This is a genomic window from Nanoarchaeota archaeon (assembly GCA_018897155.1).
GTDB lineage: Archaea > EX4484-52 > EX4484-52 > EX4484-52 > LFW-46 > LFW-46.
On the sequence record JAHILE010000029.1, the window covers coordinates 48,901 to 64,125 of the forward strand.

Consider the following 15,225-nt stretch of genomic DNA (forward strand, 5'->3'; position numbering starts at 1 on the left):
AACTAACTTATTTTTACAATCTCTTTCGCCAATTCCGTAACTTTCCTAAAATCGCGCGCATTGGGCTCGTATTTTGCGAAGTTCACAAGGTCACAGGTTGAGAAGCACTCGCGCACGTTCTTTATATAGTCTGCGTCTTCGGAACTGATTGCGCGTAGAATATCAGAACTCGTCATTTCAGTTTTGTCGAATCGGTGCTTGAAGTAGAAGCGAACCGCGCGCGACACAGTGACATACGCCTCTTTCTGCAAACTATTCGCAAAAAGCTTCTCAGCTTCTTCAATCATCTGGCGCGCCTTTTTTCTGTAGTCCAGCGGCCTTTTCTTATGCGCTTTGGCAATTACGGGTACGACGGGCGCCATTCGAGTTTTCTTATAATATAAATAAGCGACTGCGGCAGCAATTAAAAGCGCAATAAGCCAATACCAAAAATTGTTTTTATTCTCGCCATTTTTTTCAATATTTATTTTAGTCACATTTATAGTGTTTCCAATAATCGTTGCGTTTCCATTTATTGATGCAGTTGCGTTTGTCGCAGGATTTGCGTAGTTGTATTGGAATGATGCCGCGGTTTTTTGTGTTGCATTTTCGGTTTGATTTGCACTCTGATTTTGCGTTTGAGCATTTTGATTGTTTGATTGCTGCGCATTGGTGCCTTGGTTTGCGCTTTGCTGCGCGTTTGCACCATGATTCTGGTTTTGTCCGGCGCTTTTTGCATCAGGCGTTATTGATTTATTCTGCAACTCGAATCCCTGTTTTTTTAATTCTTCTTCAAGCTTCTGGAACTGCGAGCTGTTTTTAATTCCTTTTGCAGCATTTTTTTCATCCTCGCTTGACCATTTCTGCATATTCTGAATTGTGCCGTTTTGCATATTCCCTTTTATCGAAGCGGTTTCTCCGCTCTCTTTTTTATACTGATAATTAAACGAGCCTTCATTCGGGTTGCTTTCTCCGCTTTGATTCTGCTCAGGAGATGCAATTTTCTCGCTTTGCCGATACCCCTGCTTTTGCAGTTCTTGATCCTGCTTTTGGAAATCAGGATTTGACTCAATATTTTTCATCATTTCCTGCTTTACAGCTTCTTCTTCTTGCGCCTGCTTCTGCAGTTCCTGCTTTATTTGCTCCATGTTCTGGTTTTGCTGTTGCATGCTGTTGACTTTATCCTGCATCTGGTTTTGAGCCTGCTGATTCTGCTGCTGATTTTGATTGTTCTGATTTTGGTTCTGTTGATTTTGCGAGCTGCTTGAGCTTGAGTATGACGTTGATTGCATTGAAACGCCGTTGCACTGGTAAACTGTTGTTATTCCTTGTTGTTGGACGTTTTGTGCAGACGCGGATTTTTTTATTAAAACTTCAATTTCGCCCGAAGTGACATTTTCCTCTTTTCCAGTTTCTGGATTTGTGTAGGTTATTAATGCTTGCTCAAGCGTAAAATCGCCACTATCAAATGCCTGTATTGCAGGGTATGAAACATCAACAGTTTTCTGTTCGGGGATTATGTATTCCATGCACTGTATGTCAACACCGTTTCCGCCAAGAATATTTTTGTCTTGTATTTTTAGGGGGATTGCCTTTCCGAAAGGATTTTCAAACTTCAGAATTATTTCGACATTGTCGCCTACGGAAATGTCACTTGTCTTCAGCGCCTTTTGAACTGAAAGCTGCTCTATTGAAAACGCGAAAGGCGCGGCTATAACAAACGCGCAAAAAAATACGAAGAGACATATTGTTTTTTTTATTTCGAATATTGAAGCTTCACAATGTATTGCAGAGCGGAAATTTCGAAAGCTTGAAAATCTGGACAAGCTCTGACATTTATGTCGGAGTACGCACAAGATTTTCATGACAATCATCTCAAACACCTCTAATGGATTACTGAGTATTTTCCATAATTCAGGTAAATTCCTCCTATTGCAAGAATAATGGCACATGCTATAAACCAGTCCTTTATGGACGTATCCTTTTTTTCGCGGTCTATTTTTTCAGATAGTTGCGAGTAAATGTTTTCAAGAGTTTTTGCGTCAACTGATTTGTGGTATTCGCCGCCAGTGTCACGCGCGATTCCTTTGAGAGCTTCTTCGTCAAGCTGTGCATATTGCGGATTTCCGAACGGGTCATATCCCATTATTGCGGGCTGGTTTGAGCCGACGCCTATTGTGTAGACTTGTATCTTGTTGTCTTTTGCGAATTTTGCTGCTTCCTCTGGCGATATAACCCCTGCATTATTTACTCCGTCGCTAAGAAGTATGACTACTTTTTTCTTGTTAGGTATGCTTGTTGCCATATCCACTGCAAGCGCAAGGCCATCACCGATCGCAGTCTGGCTCTGAGGAGAAATTGCTGCGAGCTTTTCTTTCGCGCGATCTTTCATAGGTGAGAGGTATGCTGTTGTTGTTGCTCCGGAAGAGAATGTGACAATGCCGACATAATCGTTTGTGTTGAGGCTGTCTATCAATATCTGCGCAGATTTTTTTGCGGCTTCAAGGCGTGTCGGTTGGTAATCGTTTGCCTGCATGCTGCCTGAAACATCGATTGCAAGAACCACATTTACTCCCTTTTTCTCCTGCTTAAGCGGAATATGAGGGTCTGCAAGGGCTAATATAAGCAAAAGTATCACCATACTATTTATAATAAATAATATTTTTTCGATATTTTTCGGCTTGTGATTGCTTAATTTCATTGCCTGCCTGACAAGATGCAGGTTGTTGAATTGCATTGCGCGCTTTTTCTTTTTCTTAAGCGAGCGGCTGTAGAAGTAATAGATTATCGGAATCGCGGCTAGTAAAATCAAGTATTCCGGATTGAAAAAATTAAACGGCATAGTATACCCACTTGAAAATGTTTTTATCTTTTTATCTTATCCGTCTTCTTTTCTGGCGCATCTTAAAAAAAGACGCAACAGAAAAAAACCATTCTTTTGATGTCGAAGTTTCGATGAAATCGACTTTGCTTTCAGTCATTATTTTCTTTATTTCGTTTTTTCTTTTTTTTGAAATCTCGCTGAAATTCTTTCTGAACAGTTCGTTTGATGTGTCAACAAGTACTTGTTCCCCGGTCTCGCCATCCTCAAGCTCTATAAAACCGACATTAGGAATAAGATATTCTCGTTCATCGGCCAGATTTATTGCAATGACGTCGTGTTTTTTCCCAAGTATACTCAATTCTTTTCGGAAGTTTGCGGGACTATCGAAAAAGTCAGAGACTATAAAAATTATGCTTTTCTGCTTCAAAACTTTTGACAAAAAATGCAGCGGCTTTTTTAGGTTTGTTGCCTTGCTTTTCGGCTCAAAAAAAAGTATGTCTGAAAGCAGGCGCATTGCGTGTTTTTTTCCTTTTTTTGGCGGCACATATTTTTCAATGAAATCTGTCGCAAGCAACAATCCTGCGCGGTCATTATTCCTTGTTGCTGAAAATATGATGCTTGAAGCAATTTCTGCGCCGATTTCTTTTTTCAGCGCGTTTTCAGTTCCGAAATTTCCGCTTCCCGAGATATCAAGTAGGACAATTGCCGCGAGGTCGCGCTCCTCGATAAATTCCTTGACAAACGGCTTGTTCATCTTTGCCGAGACATTCCAGTTTATTGTCCGTATGTCGTCGCCTGCTTCGTATTCGCGCATGTCTGAAAATTCTATTCCACGGCCTTTGAAAACCGAATGATACGCGCCCTGCATAAGGCCGTTCACAAGCCTGCGCGTCTTTATTTCCAAGAGCTTTATGCGCTTTATAGCTTTCTGCTTTTCGGCAACGTTTTTTATTTTTTTTGGGATTTCCTGTTTTTTGATGGTTTTATCAGCATCATTGGCTTCTGTTTTTTTGAACTTTTGAAATATTTTCGAGCCTATTGGATGCGCCATTTTAAAAACGCGCGAAGCATAATGGTGCAGTTTTTTTCCTTTTTGTCCGAGTGTATTCAAATAATTTTTCATGAGTATTATGAAGAATTGCCAATTATTCGCGGCACTTATCTATGGAACTCTGACTTCTTTTAATATTCCGTCAATAACGCTGTCTGTTGTTACATTTTCAGCTTCAGCTTCGTATGTCAATATCAGCCTGTGGCGCAGAACGTCATGAGCAACAGCCTTTATGTCCTCTGGAATCACATAGCCGCGGCCTGCAAGAAGGGCGTGCGCTTTGCCGCCAAGAACCATCCAGATTGACGCGCGCGGGGATGCGCCGTACTCTACAATTCCGTCATTCCTGTTTCTTGTAGCGTGCACTATGTCAGTTGCGTAGCACATGATTTTTTCATCGGCGTAGATTTTGCGCACAAAAGACTGTATTTCAAGTATTTTATCGGGCGAGATTATTTTTTTGACATTCGGGATTTCAGAACCCGTCATTCTTTGCACAATTTGCAGTTCCTCTTCTTTCGAGGGGTATCCGACAAACACTTTGAACATGAACCGGTCTACCTGCGCTTCAGGAAGGCTGTACGTACCTTCTGTTTCAATAGGATTTTGCGTCGCAAGGACGAGAAATGGCTTCTGAAGCATGAAAGTTTCATCGGATATTGTAACCTGCTTTTCCTGCATTGCTTCAAGAAGTGCGGATTGGACTTTTGGAGGCGCGCGGTTTATTTCGTCCGCCAGAATGAAATTTGCAAATATCGGGCCTTTTTTTGTCGAGAAAGAACTGCTTTTATGGTTGTATATTTTTGTACCGAGAATATCTGCCGGAAGAAGGTCGGGCGTGAACTGGATTCTTTTAAATGTCGTATTGATGGAATCGGAAAGCGTTTTTATCATTATTGTCTTTGCAAGCCCGGGCATGCCTTCAAGAAGTATGTGGCCGTCAGAAACAAGGGAAATAATCAGGCGCTGAATGACTTTTTCCTGGCCGACAATGACTTTTTTCATTTCATTTGATATCTTGTCAAGTTCTGCGGCATACGCCACCGCCTTTTTGTTCAGCTCAAGAATTTCTTTGTTCTCTTTAATTTCTTTATCCGGCATATTTCCCTCCCCATTGCGCAAGGCGCGATAGCTAATAATGGGAGATTAAAAATATAAGCATTACACTAATTGAAACAGAGCGAATGCTTTTAGAATTATTTTTTCACAGCGGATTTTTCCTTAATCTTTTCATTTCTATATGTGTCAGTCCACTTTACATGCCTCGGGTTCCTGATTTCTTTGTTGCTCTGGCACTTAGAATTACAGAAAAAATATGCTGTTCCGTCAATTTTTACGAACATCTTTCCAGTGCCTACAAGTATTTCTTTTCCGCAAAATGTGCATTTCATACTATTCACCTATTTTATCGCATCGTGTGAATTATGCGTTTTTATTCAAACCTATTATATAATTACGATCTATTTCTCTTTTAGGACAAATTGTATCATTACAGATGGGTTTATCATCTGTAGTATTATTCCTTTTTCTTTCAAGACAAAAAATATCGTTACAGGTACTTGTATCGATATCATTTATTGTTTTCTCCCCATATTGTTGTTCTAAATGTCTATATTGGGATATGTCCATTATGATATTACTCAATCAACGTTGCAGTCTCCATTTCTGCTTCAGGCACCATTAATATGTCGCCTATGCGGACCGGACCAAGAACATTTCTAACAAGGACTTTGTCGCGCCCTGAATCCGAGGTGACTTTGCACCTGACGCGCGATATTCCTTTTACGCCTGCTCGACCCATAATTAAAATAACTTTTGTTGGTACTGCCATAAAAAATCACGGATATTGGTTCTACTTTCTTTGAAGTTCCTTTATTCTCTCGATAACTTCATCAACATTCTTTTTTCCTCTGCCTTCTTCGACAACTGCAACAGAAGCTGTTGAAACTTCGAGGCCCACCGCTTTTCCAAGCTCTTCTTTGCTTTCAACAAAGATATATGGAGCTTTTTTCTCTTTGCAGAGTGCTGGAATATGCATTACTATTTCTTCCGGCTGGACATCCATAGCAACAACAACAAGCTTTGCGATTCCTCGCTCTATTGCTTTTGTTGTTTCATTCACGCCTTTGCGTATGTTGCCTGATTCCTTAACTGCTTCAAGAGCGTCAAGAACTTTTTCAGAATCTTCCTTTGAAACTTCGTATTCTACAAAAATTTTTCCTGCCATAAAAAACACCTTTTAGCCCAAGAGGGCATCATCAAGTTCTATTATCCTTTTTTTCAAAGATTTAAATAACTTCGATTTATCCATTCTTTTTGACAAATCTCTTCTTTGTCACTTTGAATCCGGTTTCATCGCGCTTCTGTACAATTCCTCGGTGCCTTGCGCATGAAGGGCATACATAAATTTTATGTGATCCTAAGCTGACGTTTCTCGGGTCTATTTCACGCCGAAGCAACGGGTCGTTTAGCCGAAATCCGCGGTATGTGGTGAATGTCTTGTGGCGCGGAACAATTCTTCCGCAAAATCCACAGAGCGTTGTTCCCTGATGGCCTCTGCCGCCCGTGTGTTTGTATCCGCGTTTGTATGTAACGATTTCTGGCATTTTCAATCATCTCAACATGCATTGGATTGAAATCCTTTCGCAAGCTTTGCTTGCTCTAGGCTTTTTCAATATCCTCGAAAAAAGCTTGAAAGCGCTATCAAGCTTTCAAGATTTTTAGCCATTTTGAACTATTCACAAAGTTCATTGGGTTCGAAAGCATGAAAATTCACAAGAATCTTCAAGATTTATCAATTTATTTGGGCTAAAATCAACTTCCTGATAATGAATAATTTACTGGCCGGTTGCCTGCGCAATCTCGAATTTTTTCATTCGTATTGCATTCATTGACTGAGTCTTTTTTCCGCAGGTTTTACATCCGTATCGTATCATGACTTTTTGCGATGTTTTTGCTCCTGCACGCCTGTTGTTTTCAAGTTTCGGATAAGGCGAGCCTCCGTAGCCATAGTCCAGCTTGACTGTTTTTCTTCGGCCTTTTTTCAATGAAGAGCCTGAGCGCCTTCCTGATGTTTTCACGCGCTCAAGCTTCTGATCAGTATGCTTATTACACTTTGGACAATAACGTTTTGCTTCTCTTGGGTACTTCATAAGGGGCACCTTTTTTCTTCAAATGCACTAATAATCTGCAACTTAACTTTATAAACCTTCAGCCTTACGCACACCATTCATTCGGTTTTTTCAGCCATTTTTGCAGTTATCAGCAATTCTGCGGCTTTTTTTGGAAATTCTGCTGTTTGTCCTGCGTTCAAAGGACCATAAGAATTCATATCTTGCGCAACAAACGTAGGTATGTCACAAAGCGCCTTTATTTTCAGGATTTCTTTTATTGCTTTTACACCAATTGGTGCGTTTTTTTCAGCGGCTTTTTCCATTATTGCGACAGTCTCTGATTTATTGGGCGCAGAAATATTTTGCGCTGCAACAAAATCAATGTATTTTCCGGAAAGCACATCATTTATTATCACGCGGTTTATTTTCAATAGTTCTACTATCTTTGAAAAAAGCGTTTCTTCCTCTGAAAGCAAATTTTCCGGCTTTATATCGGCGCGCGCGGATTGCAGCGCAGCGGTCACTATTTTTCGCTCACGCGTGTCAAGTATGCTTTTGACAAGTGGCCGTATGCTTTCGGCCTCTGTTGAATCGCTGTCAAGGCATTTTGAGCATGCGGCATAGAAACTGGATTCGATTTTCTGGAGCGTCGAGGCATCTCTTTCGCTTTTCTGAAGCTCTCTGAGATATTTGAATGTAAGGACAGTCATATGTTTTTCTTTGCATTCAAATCTTAAAAATCAATCGGGAGCTTTTTAGTTTTTCTTGATATGTGTATTTAAATTATGCAGGGGAAGGGATTTGAACCCTCGAACTCACTAAGAGACTGGGTCCTAAGCCCAGCACCGTTGGCCGCTTGGTTACCCCTGCATAGAAAGAATATTGTGGTGGAAGAAGTTTAAAAACATGTATTAAGAACAATGTGTTCAGCTTTTCTTATTTAGCTTTTTTATTAAATCTCCGCTTTTTTTCATGCCTTCTTCGAGCCGATTTTTGAAAAATGCTTTTGTCGTATCAAATTGATTTTGATAACCTTTTGTATCGCCGTTTCCAATGATTGTCGCCCATTCTCTGACAGCAGTGTGGAATTCCAAATCATCGCCCCTGATTTCTTTATTATACAAAGCAGCATCCAATGACTCTTTAAGCAAATCTGGATTTTTAAACAAGTGTTCGACAATGCCGAGTCTTAATCTGAACGGTGGTGTTTGGCAAATCATATTTTCGTAAGGATTTGTTTTTAGTTGATACCATGCATCGACCATAGATAAAAGGCTTAAGTGAGAGTTTGGCATTTTGTTTTCGGAAGATAATCCCAAACCAAACTCGCGCATAATAGCCTCATCCAAAAGAATAGGTGTATTATCGTGCCCGAACACATATTCACCGGCTTTTTTGATTCTATCAGTAAACTCTTGCGCATTTTCTTTTATCATAAGCTTGAATAATTCTGATTCAGATACTGCATATTGCTTAACCTGTTCCCGCGCATATGGGTTAAGGATAGCTAATCCTGAATATACGTGTGGCTTTCCTGAGTATATCCGTAGGCACATTAGAACTTTGACATTGTCAATCCCTCCAACATAAGAAGGATTTTCCCAAGGATAGACGCCAACATTTTTCCATGCAGTTCCCATGGCTTCAAAACCTACATGTGTAACAACTTGTGTGTCAGCTGTTATCTTATCATGCTCTTGACACGATAACTCTATAAGATTGGTCCCTATCGATTCAAAAGCTTTTTTTGCTTCTTCGTATGCCTCATCTGAACTCCGATAATTTACTAAAACCGTGGGCTGTCCCTTTGGATTTATTGAAGGACCAAAGAGCCAATGCCAATTAATTATATTTACATCTTCCGGCATGTATTTTTCAAATGCGTTTATGGATGGCGTCATGACCGATGTTCCGGATGATACAATCGCATTTTTCTTTGTTGATGGACCGTATTTTGCTACGGTTTCTTCTATGCTTTCAGTTGGCACTAAATAGAAAATTAAATCGCTTCTGCTTGAAACTGCTACTCCATCAGACAGTATATTAATTCCGGTGCCATTGAAATCCTCTTCCAACTTTTTTGTGTTTTGGGGCAAATCGCAGCAGTTCACTCTATAACCTGCTTTATCAAATACCTTTGCATATCGTTTGCCCATATCGCCGGTTCCTATAACTCCTATTTCCATATTTAACTACTGTACAGTAAATTTATATGCTTTCAAGCATACTGAAGAATTAATATGGGGCCCCCGGGAATTCCACGACGTTCAGGTTTTTGACCTCTGCAACAGCAGAGGTCTGTTGTTCTTTCTTTTCTACCCGGACTTGTCTTTTCTTTCTTACAAGAAAGAAAAGAAACCGAATTGAACCCGGATCGCCAGCAATTTCGAACCGCAAAATTTAATTAATCATAAATTATGCGGCTGCCCCAAGCTGGAAGGCTACCAAGTTACCCCAAGACCCCAACGTCATAAGAATTGATGCGCATATTTAATAAGGTTTGAAATGCGTGGGGTTTTCTTCAATTACAGCCTAAAATACGCCAATGCATCATCCATTGTCGCAATCTCTATAATTGGAATTCCCGCTTCCTTCGAAGCGTTTATAATTTGCGGCTTGAATTCCGGATAGCAGTATTCATAATCACCCCACATTTTGCAGTATTCACTTTCTGTGTAATTCGCCGCAAGATTTGCAAGCGAGCCTACAGGAACCAAGAATATCTTTGCGCCGGCTTCTTTTGCTGCAATTGCTTTTTCAAGAATCTTTCCGGACGGCCCGATTGAGCCGTCGTGATTCAAAGTTCCTGTTAGCATAACATCTTCAGCAGGGCTTTCATTTCTGAGTGTGGCTATTGTTGCCACTGCAAATGCAGCGCCCGCGGACGGGCCTTCAAGAACCGGTGCGAGCGCTTTGATGCCGTAAAATAAGTCAACGCTTCCGGAGCTTATGTTTTCATGCTCTTTTGCAAATTCGGCGGCAAGGCGCACCGAATGCTGGGTGTCTTCCTTGGAAAGTACGCTATTGACATCAAGAAATACGTTTCCTGTACCTTTGCGTGCAGCTACGATTAAGTATGCCGACACTCCGGTGTTATTTGTGTTTACTGCAGGGAGCTTGAGCGTTGTGGATTGATAATCTCCTTTGAATATGCGCTGAGGTGGATATAGTGTAATGCCGCCATCATCGTGAATATTATCGATTTTTGAAATTGTTTTGTAGCTGTATATAATTATGGCGGACGCCGCAAGTACGGCAAGCATAAGCAGAACAATTAGTTTCCTGTTTTTGATATTTTTCTTTTCAATCATAATGGGTCAAGCCAGATTTGAACTGGCGACCTCCGCCTTTCATAAACTGCAAAGTGCTGGACTGCTGATAAATGACCATGCCGAAGGCATGGTCGCTCTAAGCGCCAGCCGATTATGCGGCTGTGTAAGGGCGGCGTCATAACCACTAGACTATTGACCCGTTTGAGATATTTTCGTGCTGATATTGTGGATTTAATAAATTCAAGTAATATTCTTTTAAAATGCTTAAATTCACAATCTACTTAATCGCAGATATCAGAGATATCTGAAGAGCGCGATTAACTATAGTTATATAAATCTTAAAAGTATTAAGAACGTATGCTTTTTTAAAAGCACTCGAATAGTGAAACTGATGAAATCCTGATACTTCGTGTCAGGCTTTCGTTTCCAAAGAATGTGGTGAATGAAATGAAATGCACAGTATGTAGCGCGAATATAATTCCGGGTGAAAATTACGTTGAATTCGCATGCCCTAAATGCGGCGAAGAGAAGGTTATCCGATGCAAAAAATGCAAGATGACTGCAAACGAATACGCATGCAAGAAATGTGGATTCGTTGGTCCGTAATTTAAGGAGGATATTTTTATCTTGAAAATTCTTGCGAATTTTCAAGCTTTTTAATACAAAGAAAATCCTTTCGCTTTGCTCAAGGCTTTTTAGCCCAAAGTGAATGGCGAATAGTTAAAAATGGGGAGTGATTAAAAATGGTACGAAACGTAATTCTAACATTGCAAGTGATGCCGGAATCGGTTGAAGTAAGCCTTGAGAGCATAAAGGCTGAGATCAAAAAAATGCCGATTATGGGCCAGATAAAAGACATGAAAGAAGAGCCTGTAGCATTCGGTCTTAAGTCGCTTAAAGTCCTCACAATTCTTCCTGATGAAGGTGGCATTACAGACAAAATCGAGGAAGCTGTGCGCAAAATAAAAGGAGTGCAAAGCGCGGAAACTGTCGGAGTAACTTTAATTTAATTAGCGTTCGAGGCAACTTATATGGCGTGGAAAGATCACCAATATATTTCAAAAGCTAAAAATGATATTGAAATAAATGCTCTTTCACAAATGCATTCTCAGGGAATGAATCCAGTTTCCATTGAAGTTATGGAAAAAGACAGCACTTATAAGGCGATTTCATTGATAGATGATCCCTTAAGGCTTCTCAGAGCGTATGGCGTTCTGGAATAAAACTATATTAAACTCGCGCACCACATAACATAGAATGACAAAGCTCGCAGATATCGTTCAATTTCTTAACGAAACGCTGAATGTTTCAAAAATAAGTGACGATAGCGTGAACGGCCTGCAGGTTGAAGGCGCGCCAGAAGTCAAAAAAATTGTTCTTGGCGTTGACGCTTCTATAGACTTGTTCGGAAAAGCAAAAGCATCCGGCGCGAATCTTATAATTGTCCATCACGGCATTTTCTGGGATGGCAAAGATTGCCGAGCAGTCGGGATAATGGCAAACCGGCTGAAATATCTTTTAGAGCACGGAATTTCTCTTTATGCGGTACATCATCCGCTCGATGTCCATACACAAACAGGAAACAGTGCAGTTATAGCTTTAAAAATAGGATTGAAAAAAACCATGCCTTTCGGAAAACTCGCGGACGGCAGCTGCGTAGGTATTTTAGGCGAACTTGAGATGGAAATGCCTGTTGATTCTATACTATCCAAAATTGAGGAGGTTATCGGAAAAGCAGTGCGCAAAGACCTTTTCGGAAAGAAAACTGTCAGAAAAATCGCGATTGTTTCAGGAGGGGGGGTAAGCTATGCAGAAGAAGCTGCAAAAGAAGGCGCAGACCTCTTTCTTACAGGAGAGCCGAAGCATGTGGCATACCACAATATAAAGGAGCTTGAAATCAACGCGGTTTATGCAGGCCACTATGAAACCGAAAAATTCGGAGTGATTGCGCTTGGCAAAACCCTTGAAAACAGATTTAAAGGTTTAAAGACAGAATTTATTAATTGTCCGACAGGACTTTGATATTTGGTGATACAATATTACAATAAAATATGACCGTTCAAAATGCCTTTGTTGTGCAGGATGTGTTTCTATCTGCCAGAAGAACGCGATAACTTTTACAAAGATGCGGCCTGAAGTGGATGCAAAACTCTGCATTGACTGTGCCACCTGTGTTAAGTTCTGTCCAGTGGGCGCGATATCGATTTCTAAAAAATGATTTTATGAAGTCATAAGGTTATGAAGGAAATGCATTCCAAGAGTTCCTTTCCAAAGAATAGGTGAATGAAATGAAACTTGAAAATTCATACGATGTCGTTATTGTCGGAGCAGGTCCCGGAGGCTCGATTACTGCAAGAGACTGTGCAAAGGCCGGATTAAAAGTGCTTTTACTTGAAAAACGGCCGGAAATTGGAGCCCCTAAACGATGTGGCGAGGGTATGAGTCTTGAAGCGCTTCAAAAAATAGGGTATTTCGGAAACGAGCGATTTGTCACTCAAAGAATCGAGACTGGTTTTTTTATTGCACCGAACGGTAAATCAATTGAAATTCCAAGCGGCACTGGCGGTTATGTACTTGAAAGAAAAGTTTTTGACAAATTTCTTGCATATGATGCCGCGAAAGCCGGCGCAAAAATAGTGTCAAATGCGGAAGCAATAGAGTTGATCAAAACAGACGGCAAAATCTCAGGTGTTGTCGTTAATTATAATGAATCAAAACATAGAATTGGCGCAAAAGTGGTTGTGGCCGCTGATGGAATTGAATCAAAAATCGCAAAGATGGCTGGGCTCAATACTTCCAGTAGCCTAATGAATATGGCTTCAGGCTATCAATATGAAATGGCTGGTATTGATATAGAAAATCCGAAAGCTCTTTATTTTTATTTTGGAAAAAGCATTGCTCCAAGCGGCTACGTCTGGATATTCCCAAAAGGCGAACACATCGCAAACGTAGGCATCGGCATCATTGCGCAAAAAGACGGAAGAACCGCAAAACATTATCTTGATAAATGGATTGATTCGATGCCTTTTGTTAAAAAGGGCTCGATTATAGAGGAGAATGCCGGCGGGATACCTATAGGGAATTTCCTTAAAAAAATGACTGCTGATAATTTCCTTGCAGTAGGGGATGCTGCGCATCAGGTTAATCCAATACATGGCGGAGGGCTTGCCGAAGCGACAAGCGCCGGGATGTTTGCCGCTAAATTAATCGTTAAGTCAATAAAAGAAGGAAACACTTCTGATAAAAAGCTTGACGAATACAATGGGCTTTGGTGGAATGAACGCGGGAATCATCTTCTGAAGCTTGAAAAGCTGATGAATGCTTTCTCAAAGATATCCGATGATGATGTAAATAATATAACAAATTCTATTGACAGCGATGGCATTTCAAAAATAATTAACGGTGATTTGGCATTCTCGGCAAAGCTGCTGATGAAAAATCCGAAGCTTATAAAATTGGCTGCCACTCTTATTTAGCAGAGGCGAATATTTTGATAAAAATTCTTGGTGCGGGTTTAAGCGGTCTTTCAGCGGCGATAAATCTTGCAAAGGCGGGAAAAGAAGTTGAAGTGCACGAACTAAAAAGTGATGTCGGAATGCACATAAAAACCAATTTTCAGGCGCTTCTTAGCGATTCTGCACCGGAAGACTACTTGAGAAATCTAAATCTCAATCCCGAATTTTTTTATCATTCTTTAAGCAATGTTTTGTTTTGCACACGCAAAAAGGAATTCGACTTGAAAATACAAAAGAGCATTCCGTTTGTCTGCCGCGGCGGAAAACAATCTCTTGAATACGGGCTGTTTAAGGAAGCTGAAAAGGTTGGAGTACGTTTCGTGTTTAAGACTACGAAGAGAGAGAGAGACGTTGATATAATAGCTACTGGGCATAAAAACGCAGACATCGCAGCATTTGGCGCGGTTTACAAGGATAATGGTTTTCTAGGCGAAAGATTTCTAATGATGTATGATGATAAGTATTCTCCAAAAGGCTGGTACTTATATGCAACGCCGCACCTCAAAGGCTATGTCAAGATAATGAATTGCGTTCTTAAGCCGCACACGCCAAAGGTTAAGGATTTGTTCTTTAAGGCAATCAACGAGCGGGAAATACTGAAGAAAATAGTCGGCGGCCAAAAGCCCGTAGACTATCTTGGAGGTATCGGCGGGCTTGATTTTCCGATAAATGGCGTTATTGGCGGAAAATACTATCTTGGCGAGGCAGCAGGCTTTCAGGATCCTTTTCGAGGGTTTGGTATGAATTACGCTCTTGAATCAGGCAAGCTTGTAGCAGACGCCATACTTCAGAACAAGGACTACAACAAACTATGGAAGGAAGCATTTATGCCGCACATAAAAAAAGACTTCAGCAGACGCTTTATAATGTCTGTTTTTGGCGATATGTTTGTCGAAAATGTTTTTTCTAAAAGGATAAGAAATGGAGTGGTCGATTTTGAAAGCTTTGCTCCAGCAGGATTTTTTGGCAGGATCGCAATCGACTTTTTCTTTCGCATGGAATTGCTAAGACATAAAATCACAGGCTATTGGTAAATTGCGGTATTCTTCGGGGTTCTTTAATAGGGATCATGCATTTCATGGATTCGTATAACCATGATATTGACAGGGTGCAAAGGTGCGTCATACATTACGCAGTTCCCGACGGAAGAATTATTCCGTTCTGCGCGTTTAATGTCCTTCCGGAAAGTTACCGTGAGCAGATAAACAAAAAATTCGGAATTTCTACCTAACTTCGCCACATGAACATTAAAGTTATTCAAGTTTTGCGTTTTTTAAAATTCACACTCAAATTTCAGTTTTTGTGAATTGATATTTGAGCTCAACTGCCCAAAAAACGCAAAACTTCAGAAAGTTACATTTTCTACCTAACTTCGCCACATGAACATTAAAGTTACATTTTCTAACACTTTTTGTGAAAAACATGAAAGAAAATGTAATTTTCCCCGTAGAGAATTTAGCATTGGTCGAAA

The 15,225-nt window shown here is 40.5% G+C and carries 19 protein-coding genes, 2 tRNA genes and 1 pseudogene; 8 read left to right on the forward strand and 14 right to left on the reverse strand.

The window, feature by feature from the left end; genetic code table 11:
• Window positions 1-2 precede the first annotated feature (2 nt).
• From KKB09_03665 to KKB09_03730, 14 genes are all read right to left on the reverse strand, one after another.
• Window positions 3-1,853: a hypothetical protein gene (locus tag KKB09_03665; GenBank protein ID MBU4300296.1), complete on the reverse strand. Its 1,851-nt coding sequence runs from the start codon at window positions 1,851-1,853 to the stop codon at window positions 3-5.
• 11 nt (window positions 1,854-1,864) lie between these two features.
• Window positions 1,865-2,821: a VWA domain-containing protein gene (locus tag KKB09_03670; GenBank protein MBU4300297.1), complete on the reverse strand. Its 957-nt coding sequence runs from the start codon at window positions 2,819-2,821 to the stop codon at window positions 1,865-1,867.
• Window positions 2,822-2,852: 31 nt separating this feature from the next.
• Complete coding sequence (locus tag KKB09_03675; protein MBU4300298.1) at window positions 2,853-3,926, reverse strand: DUF58 domain-containing protein; 1,074 nt, start codon at window positions 3,924-3,926, stop codon at window positions 2,853-2,855.
• A gap of 39 nt (window positions 3,927-3,965) precedes the next feature.
• On the reverse strand, window positions 3,966-4,955 hold the full coding sequence (locus KKB09_03680; GenBank protein MBU4300299.1) for a MoxR family ATPase: 990 nt from the start codon (window positions 4,953-4,955) through the stop codon (window positions 3,966-3,968).
• Between the two features lie 95 nt (window positions 4,956-5,050).
• Window positions 5,051-5,245: a 50S ribosomal protein L24e gene (locus KKB09_03685; GenBank protein MBU4300300.1), complete on the reverse strand. Its 195-nt coding sequence runs from the start codon at window positions 5,243-5,245 to the stop codon at window positions 5,051-5,053.
• 245 nt (window positions 5,246-5,490) lie between these two features.
• Window positions 5,491-5,685, reverse strand: a complete 195-nt coding sequence (locus KKB09_03690) for a 30S ribosomal protein S28e (protein ID MBU4300301.1) — start codon at window positions 5,683-5,685, stop codon at window positions 5,491-5,493.
• A 21-nt stretch (window positions 5,686-5,706) separates the two neighbouring features.
• A complete protein-coding gene (gene rpl7ae, locus KKB09_03695) occupies window positions 5,707-6,081 on the reverse strand; it encodes a 50S ribosomal protein L7Ae (GenBank protein ID MBU4300302.1) in 375 nt (124 codons plus the stop codon).
• 76 nt (window positions 6,082-6,157) lie between these two features.
• Window positions 6,158-6,460: a hypothetical protein gene (locus KKB09_03700; protein ID MBU4300303.1), complete on the reverse strand. Its 303-nt coding sequence runs from the start codon at window positions 6,458-6,460 to the stop codon at window positions 6,158-6,160.
• Between the two features lie 231 nt (window positions 6,461-6,691).
• The gene (locus tag KKB09_03705; protein ID MBU4300304.1) at window positions 6,692-7,006 is read right to left on the reverse strand and encodes a 50S ribosomal protein L44e; all 315 of its coding nucleotides are present in this window, start codon (window positions 7,004-7,006) and stop codon (window positions 6,692-6,694) included.
• Window positions 7,007-7,083: 77 nt separating this feature from the next.
• A complete protein-coding gene (locus KKB09_03710) occupies window positions 7,084-7,677 on the reverse strand; it encodes a hypothetical protein (protein MBU4300305.1) in 594 nt (197 codons plus the stop codon).
• 76 nt (window positions 7,678-7,753) lie between these two features.
• A tRNA-Leu gene (locus KKB09_03715) sits at window positions 7,754-7,837 on the reverse strand.
• A 56-nt stretch (window positions 7,838-7,893) separates the two neighbouring features.
• Window positions 7,894-9,153 (reverse strand): prephenate dehydrogenase, encoded by a 1,260-nt coding sequence (locus KKB09_03720; protein MBU4300306.1) that lies wholly within the window; start codon window positions 9,151-9,153, stop codon window positions 7,894-7,896.
• Window positions 9,154-9,492: 339 nt separating this feature from the next.
• A complete protein-coding gene (locus KKB09_03725; protein ID MBU4300307.1) occupies window positions 9,493-10,278 on the reverse strand; it encodes a hypothetical protein in 786 nt (261 codons plus the stop codon).
• 2 nt (window positions 10,279-10,280) lie between these two features.
• Window positions 10,281-10,438, reverse strand: a tRNA-Val gene (locus KKB09_03730).
• Between the two features lie 239 nt (window positions 10,439-10,677).
• On the opposite strand from KKB09_03730, the gene KKB09_03735 reads away from it, so the two are divergent.
• The 8 genes and pseudogenes from KKB09_03735 to KKB09_03770 all read left to right on the forward strand — a co-directional run bounded on the left by KKB09_03735 (window position 10,678) and on the right by KKB09_03770 (window position 14,976).
• Window positions 10,678-10,845: a DUF1610 domain-containing protein gene (locus KKB09_03735; protein ID MBU4300308.1), complete on the forward strand. Its 168-nt coding sequence runs from the start codon at window positions 10,678-10,680 to the stop codon at window positions 10,843-10,845.
• A 137-nt stretch (window positions 10,846-10,982) separates the two neighbouring features.
• Window positions 10,983-11,249, forward strand: a complete 267-nt coding sequence (locus tag KKB09_03740; GenBank protein MBU4300309.1) for an elongation factor 1-beta — start codon at window positions 10,983-10,985, stop codon at window positions 11,247-11,249.
• Between the two features lie 21 nt (window positions 11,250-11,270).
• The gene (locus tag KKB09_03745) at window positions 11,271-11,462 is read left to right on the forward strand and encodes a hypothetical protein (protein MBU4300310.1); all 192 of its coding nucleotides are present in this window, start codon (window positions 11,271-11,273) and stop codon (window positions 11,460-11,462) included.
• 34 nt (window positions 11,463-11,496) lie between these two features.
• Window positions 11,497-12,261 carry a Nif3-like dinuclear metal center hexameric protein gene (locus KKB09_03750; protein ID MBU4300311.1) on the forward strand — a complete coding sequence of 255 codons (765 nt, stop codon included), beginning with the start codon at window positions 11,497-11,499 and terminating at the stop codon, window positions 12,259-12,261.
• Between the two features lie 103 nt (window positions 12,262-12,364).
• On the forward strand, window positions 12,365-12,457 hold the full coding sequence (locus tag KKB09_03755) for a 4Fe-4S binding protein (protein MBU4300312.1): 93 nt from the start codon (window positions 12,365-12,367) through the stop codon (window positions 12,455-12,457).
• 70 nt (window positions 12,458-12,527) lie between these two features.
• The gene (locus tag KKB09_03760; protein ID MBU4300313.1) at window positions 12,528-13,715 is read left to right on the forward strand and encodes an NAD(P)/FAD-dependent oxidoreductase; all 1,188 of its coding nucleotides are present in this window, start codon (window positions 12,528-12,530) and stop codon (window positions 13,713-13,715) included.
• Between the two features lie 14 nt (window positions 13,716-13,729).
• The gene (locus KKB09_03765) at window positions 13,730-14,788 is read left to right on the forward strand and encodes an NAD(P)-binding protein (protein ID MBU4300314.1); all 1,059 of its coding nucleotides are present in this window, start codon (window positions 13,730-13,732) and stop codon (window positions 14,786-14,788) included.
• Between the two features lie 26 nt (window positions 14,789-14,814).
• Window positions 14,815-14,976, forward strand: a pseudogene (locus KKB09_03770) (radical SAM protein).
• Window positions 14,977-15,225: the final 249 nt, after the last annotated feature.

Coding starts and splice junctions, on each gene's coding strand:
- KKB09_03670 (MBU4300297.1), bottom strand. CDS start 2,821: ATGCCGTTTAATTTTTTCAATCCGGAATACTTGATTTTACTAGCCGCG.
- KKB09_03665 (MBU4300296.1), bottom strand. CDS start 1,853: ATGATTGTCATGAAAATCTTGTGCGTACTCCGACATAAATGTCAGAGC.
- KKB09_03680 (MBU4300299.1), bottom strand. CDS start 4,955: ATGCCGGATAAAGAAATTAAAGAGAACAAAGAAATTCTTGAGCTGAAC.
- KKB09_03685 (MBU4300300.1), bottom strand. CDS start 5,245: ATGAAATGCACATTTTGCGGAAAAGAAATACTTGTAGGCACTGGAAAG.
- KKB09_03755 (MBU4300312.1), top strand. CDS start 12,365: ATGCGGCCTGAAGTGGATGCAAAACTCTGCATTGACTGTGCCACCTGT.
- KKB09_03745 (MBU4300310.1), top strand. CDS start 11,271: ATGGCGTGGAAAGATCACCAATATATTTCAAAAGCTAAAAATGATATT.
- KKB09_03710 (MBU4300305.1), bottom strand. CDS start 7,677: ATGACTGTCCTTACATTCAAATATCTCAGAGAGCTTCAGAAAAGCGAA.
- KKB09_03705 (MBU4300304.1), bottom strand. CDS start 7,006: ATGAAGTACCCAAGAGAAGCAAAACGTTATTGTCCAAAGTGTAATAAG.
- KKB09_03700 (MBU4300303.1), bottom strand. CDS start 6,460: ATGCCAGAAATCGTTACATACAAACGCGGATACAAACACACGGGCGGC.
- rpl7ae (MBU4300302.1), bottom strand. CDS start 6,081: ATGGCAGGAAAAATTTTTGTAGAATACGAAGTTTCAAAGGAAGATTCT.
- KKB09_03740 (MBU4300309.1), top strand. CDS start 10,983: ATGGTACGAAACGTAATTCTAACATTGCAAGTGATGCCGGAATCGGTT.
- KKB09_03760 (MBU4300313.1), top strand. CDS start 12,528: ATGAAACTTGAAAATTCATACGATGTCGTTATTGTCGGAGCAGGTCCC.
- KKB09_03725 (MBU4300307.1), bottom strand. CDS start 10,278: ATGATTGAAAAGAAAAATATCAAAAACAGGAAACTAATTGTTCTGCTT.
- KKB09_03690 (MBU4300301.1), bottom strand. CDS start 5,685: ATGGCAGTACCAACAAAAGTTATTTTAATTATGGGTCGAGCAGGCGTA.
- KKB09_03675 (MBU4300298.1), bottom strand. CDS start 3,926: ATGAAAAATTATTTGAATACACTCGGACAAAAAGGAAAAAAACTGCAC.
- KKB09_03720 (MBU4300306.1), bottom strand. CDS start 9,153: ATGGAAATAGGAGTTATAGGAACCGGCGATATGGGCAAACGATATGCA.
- KKB09_03750 (MBU4300311.1), top strand. CDS start 11,497: ATGACAAAGCTCGCAGATATCGTTCAATTTCTTAACGAAACGCTGAAT.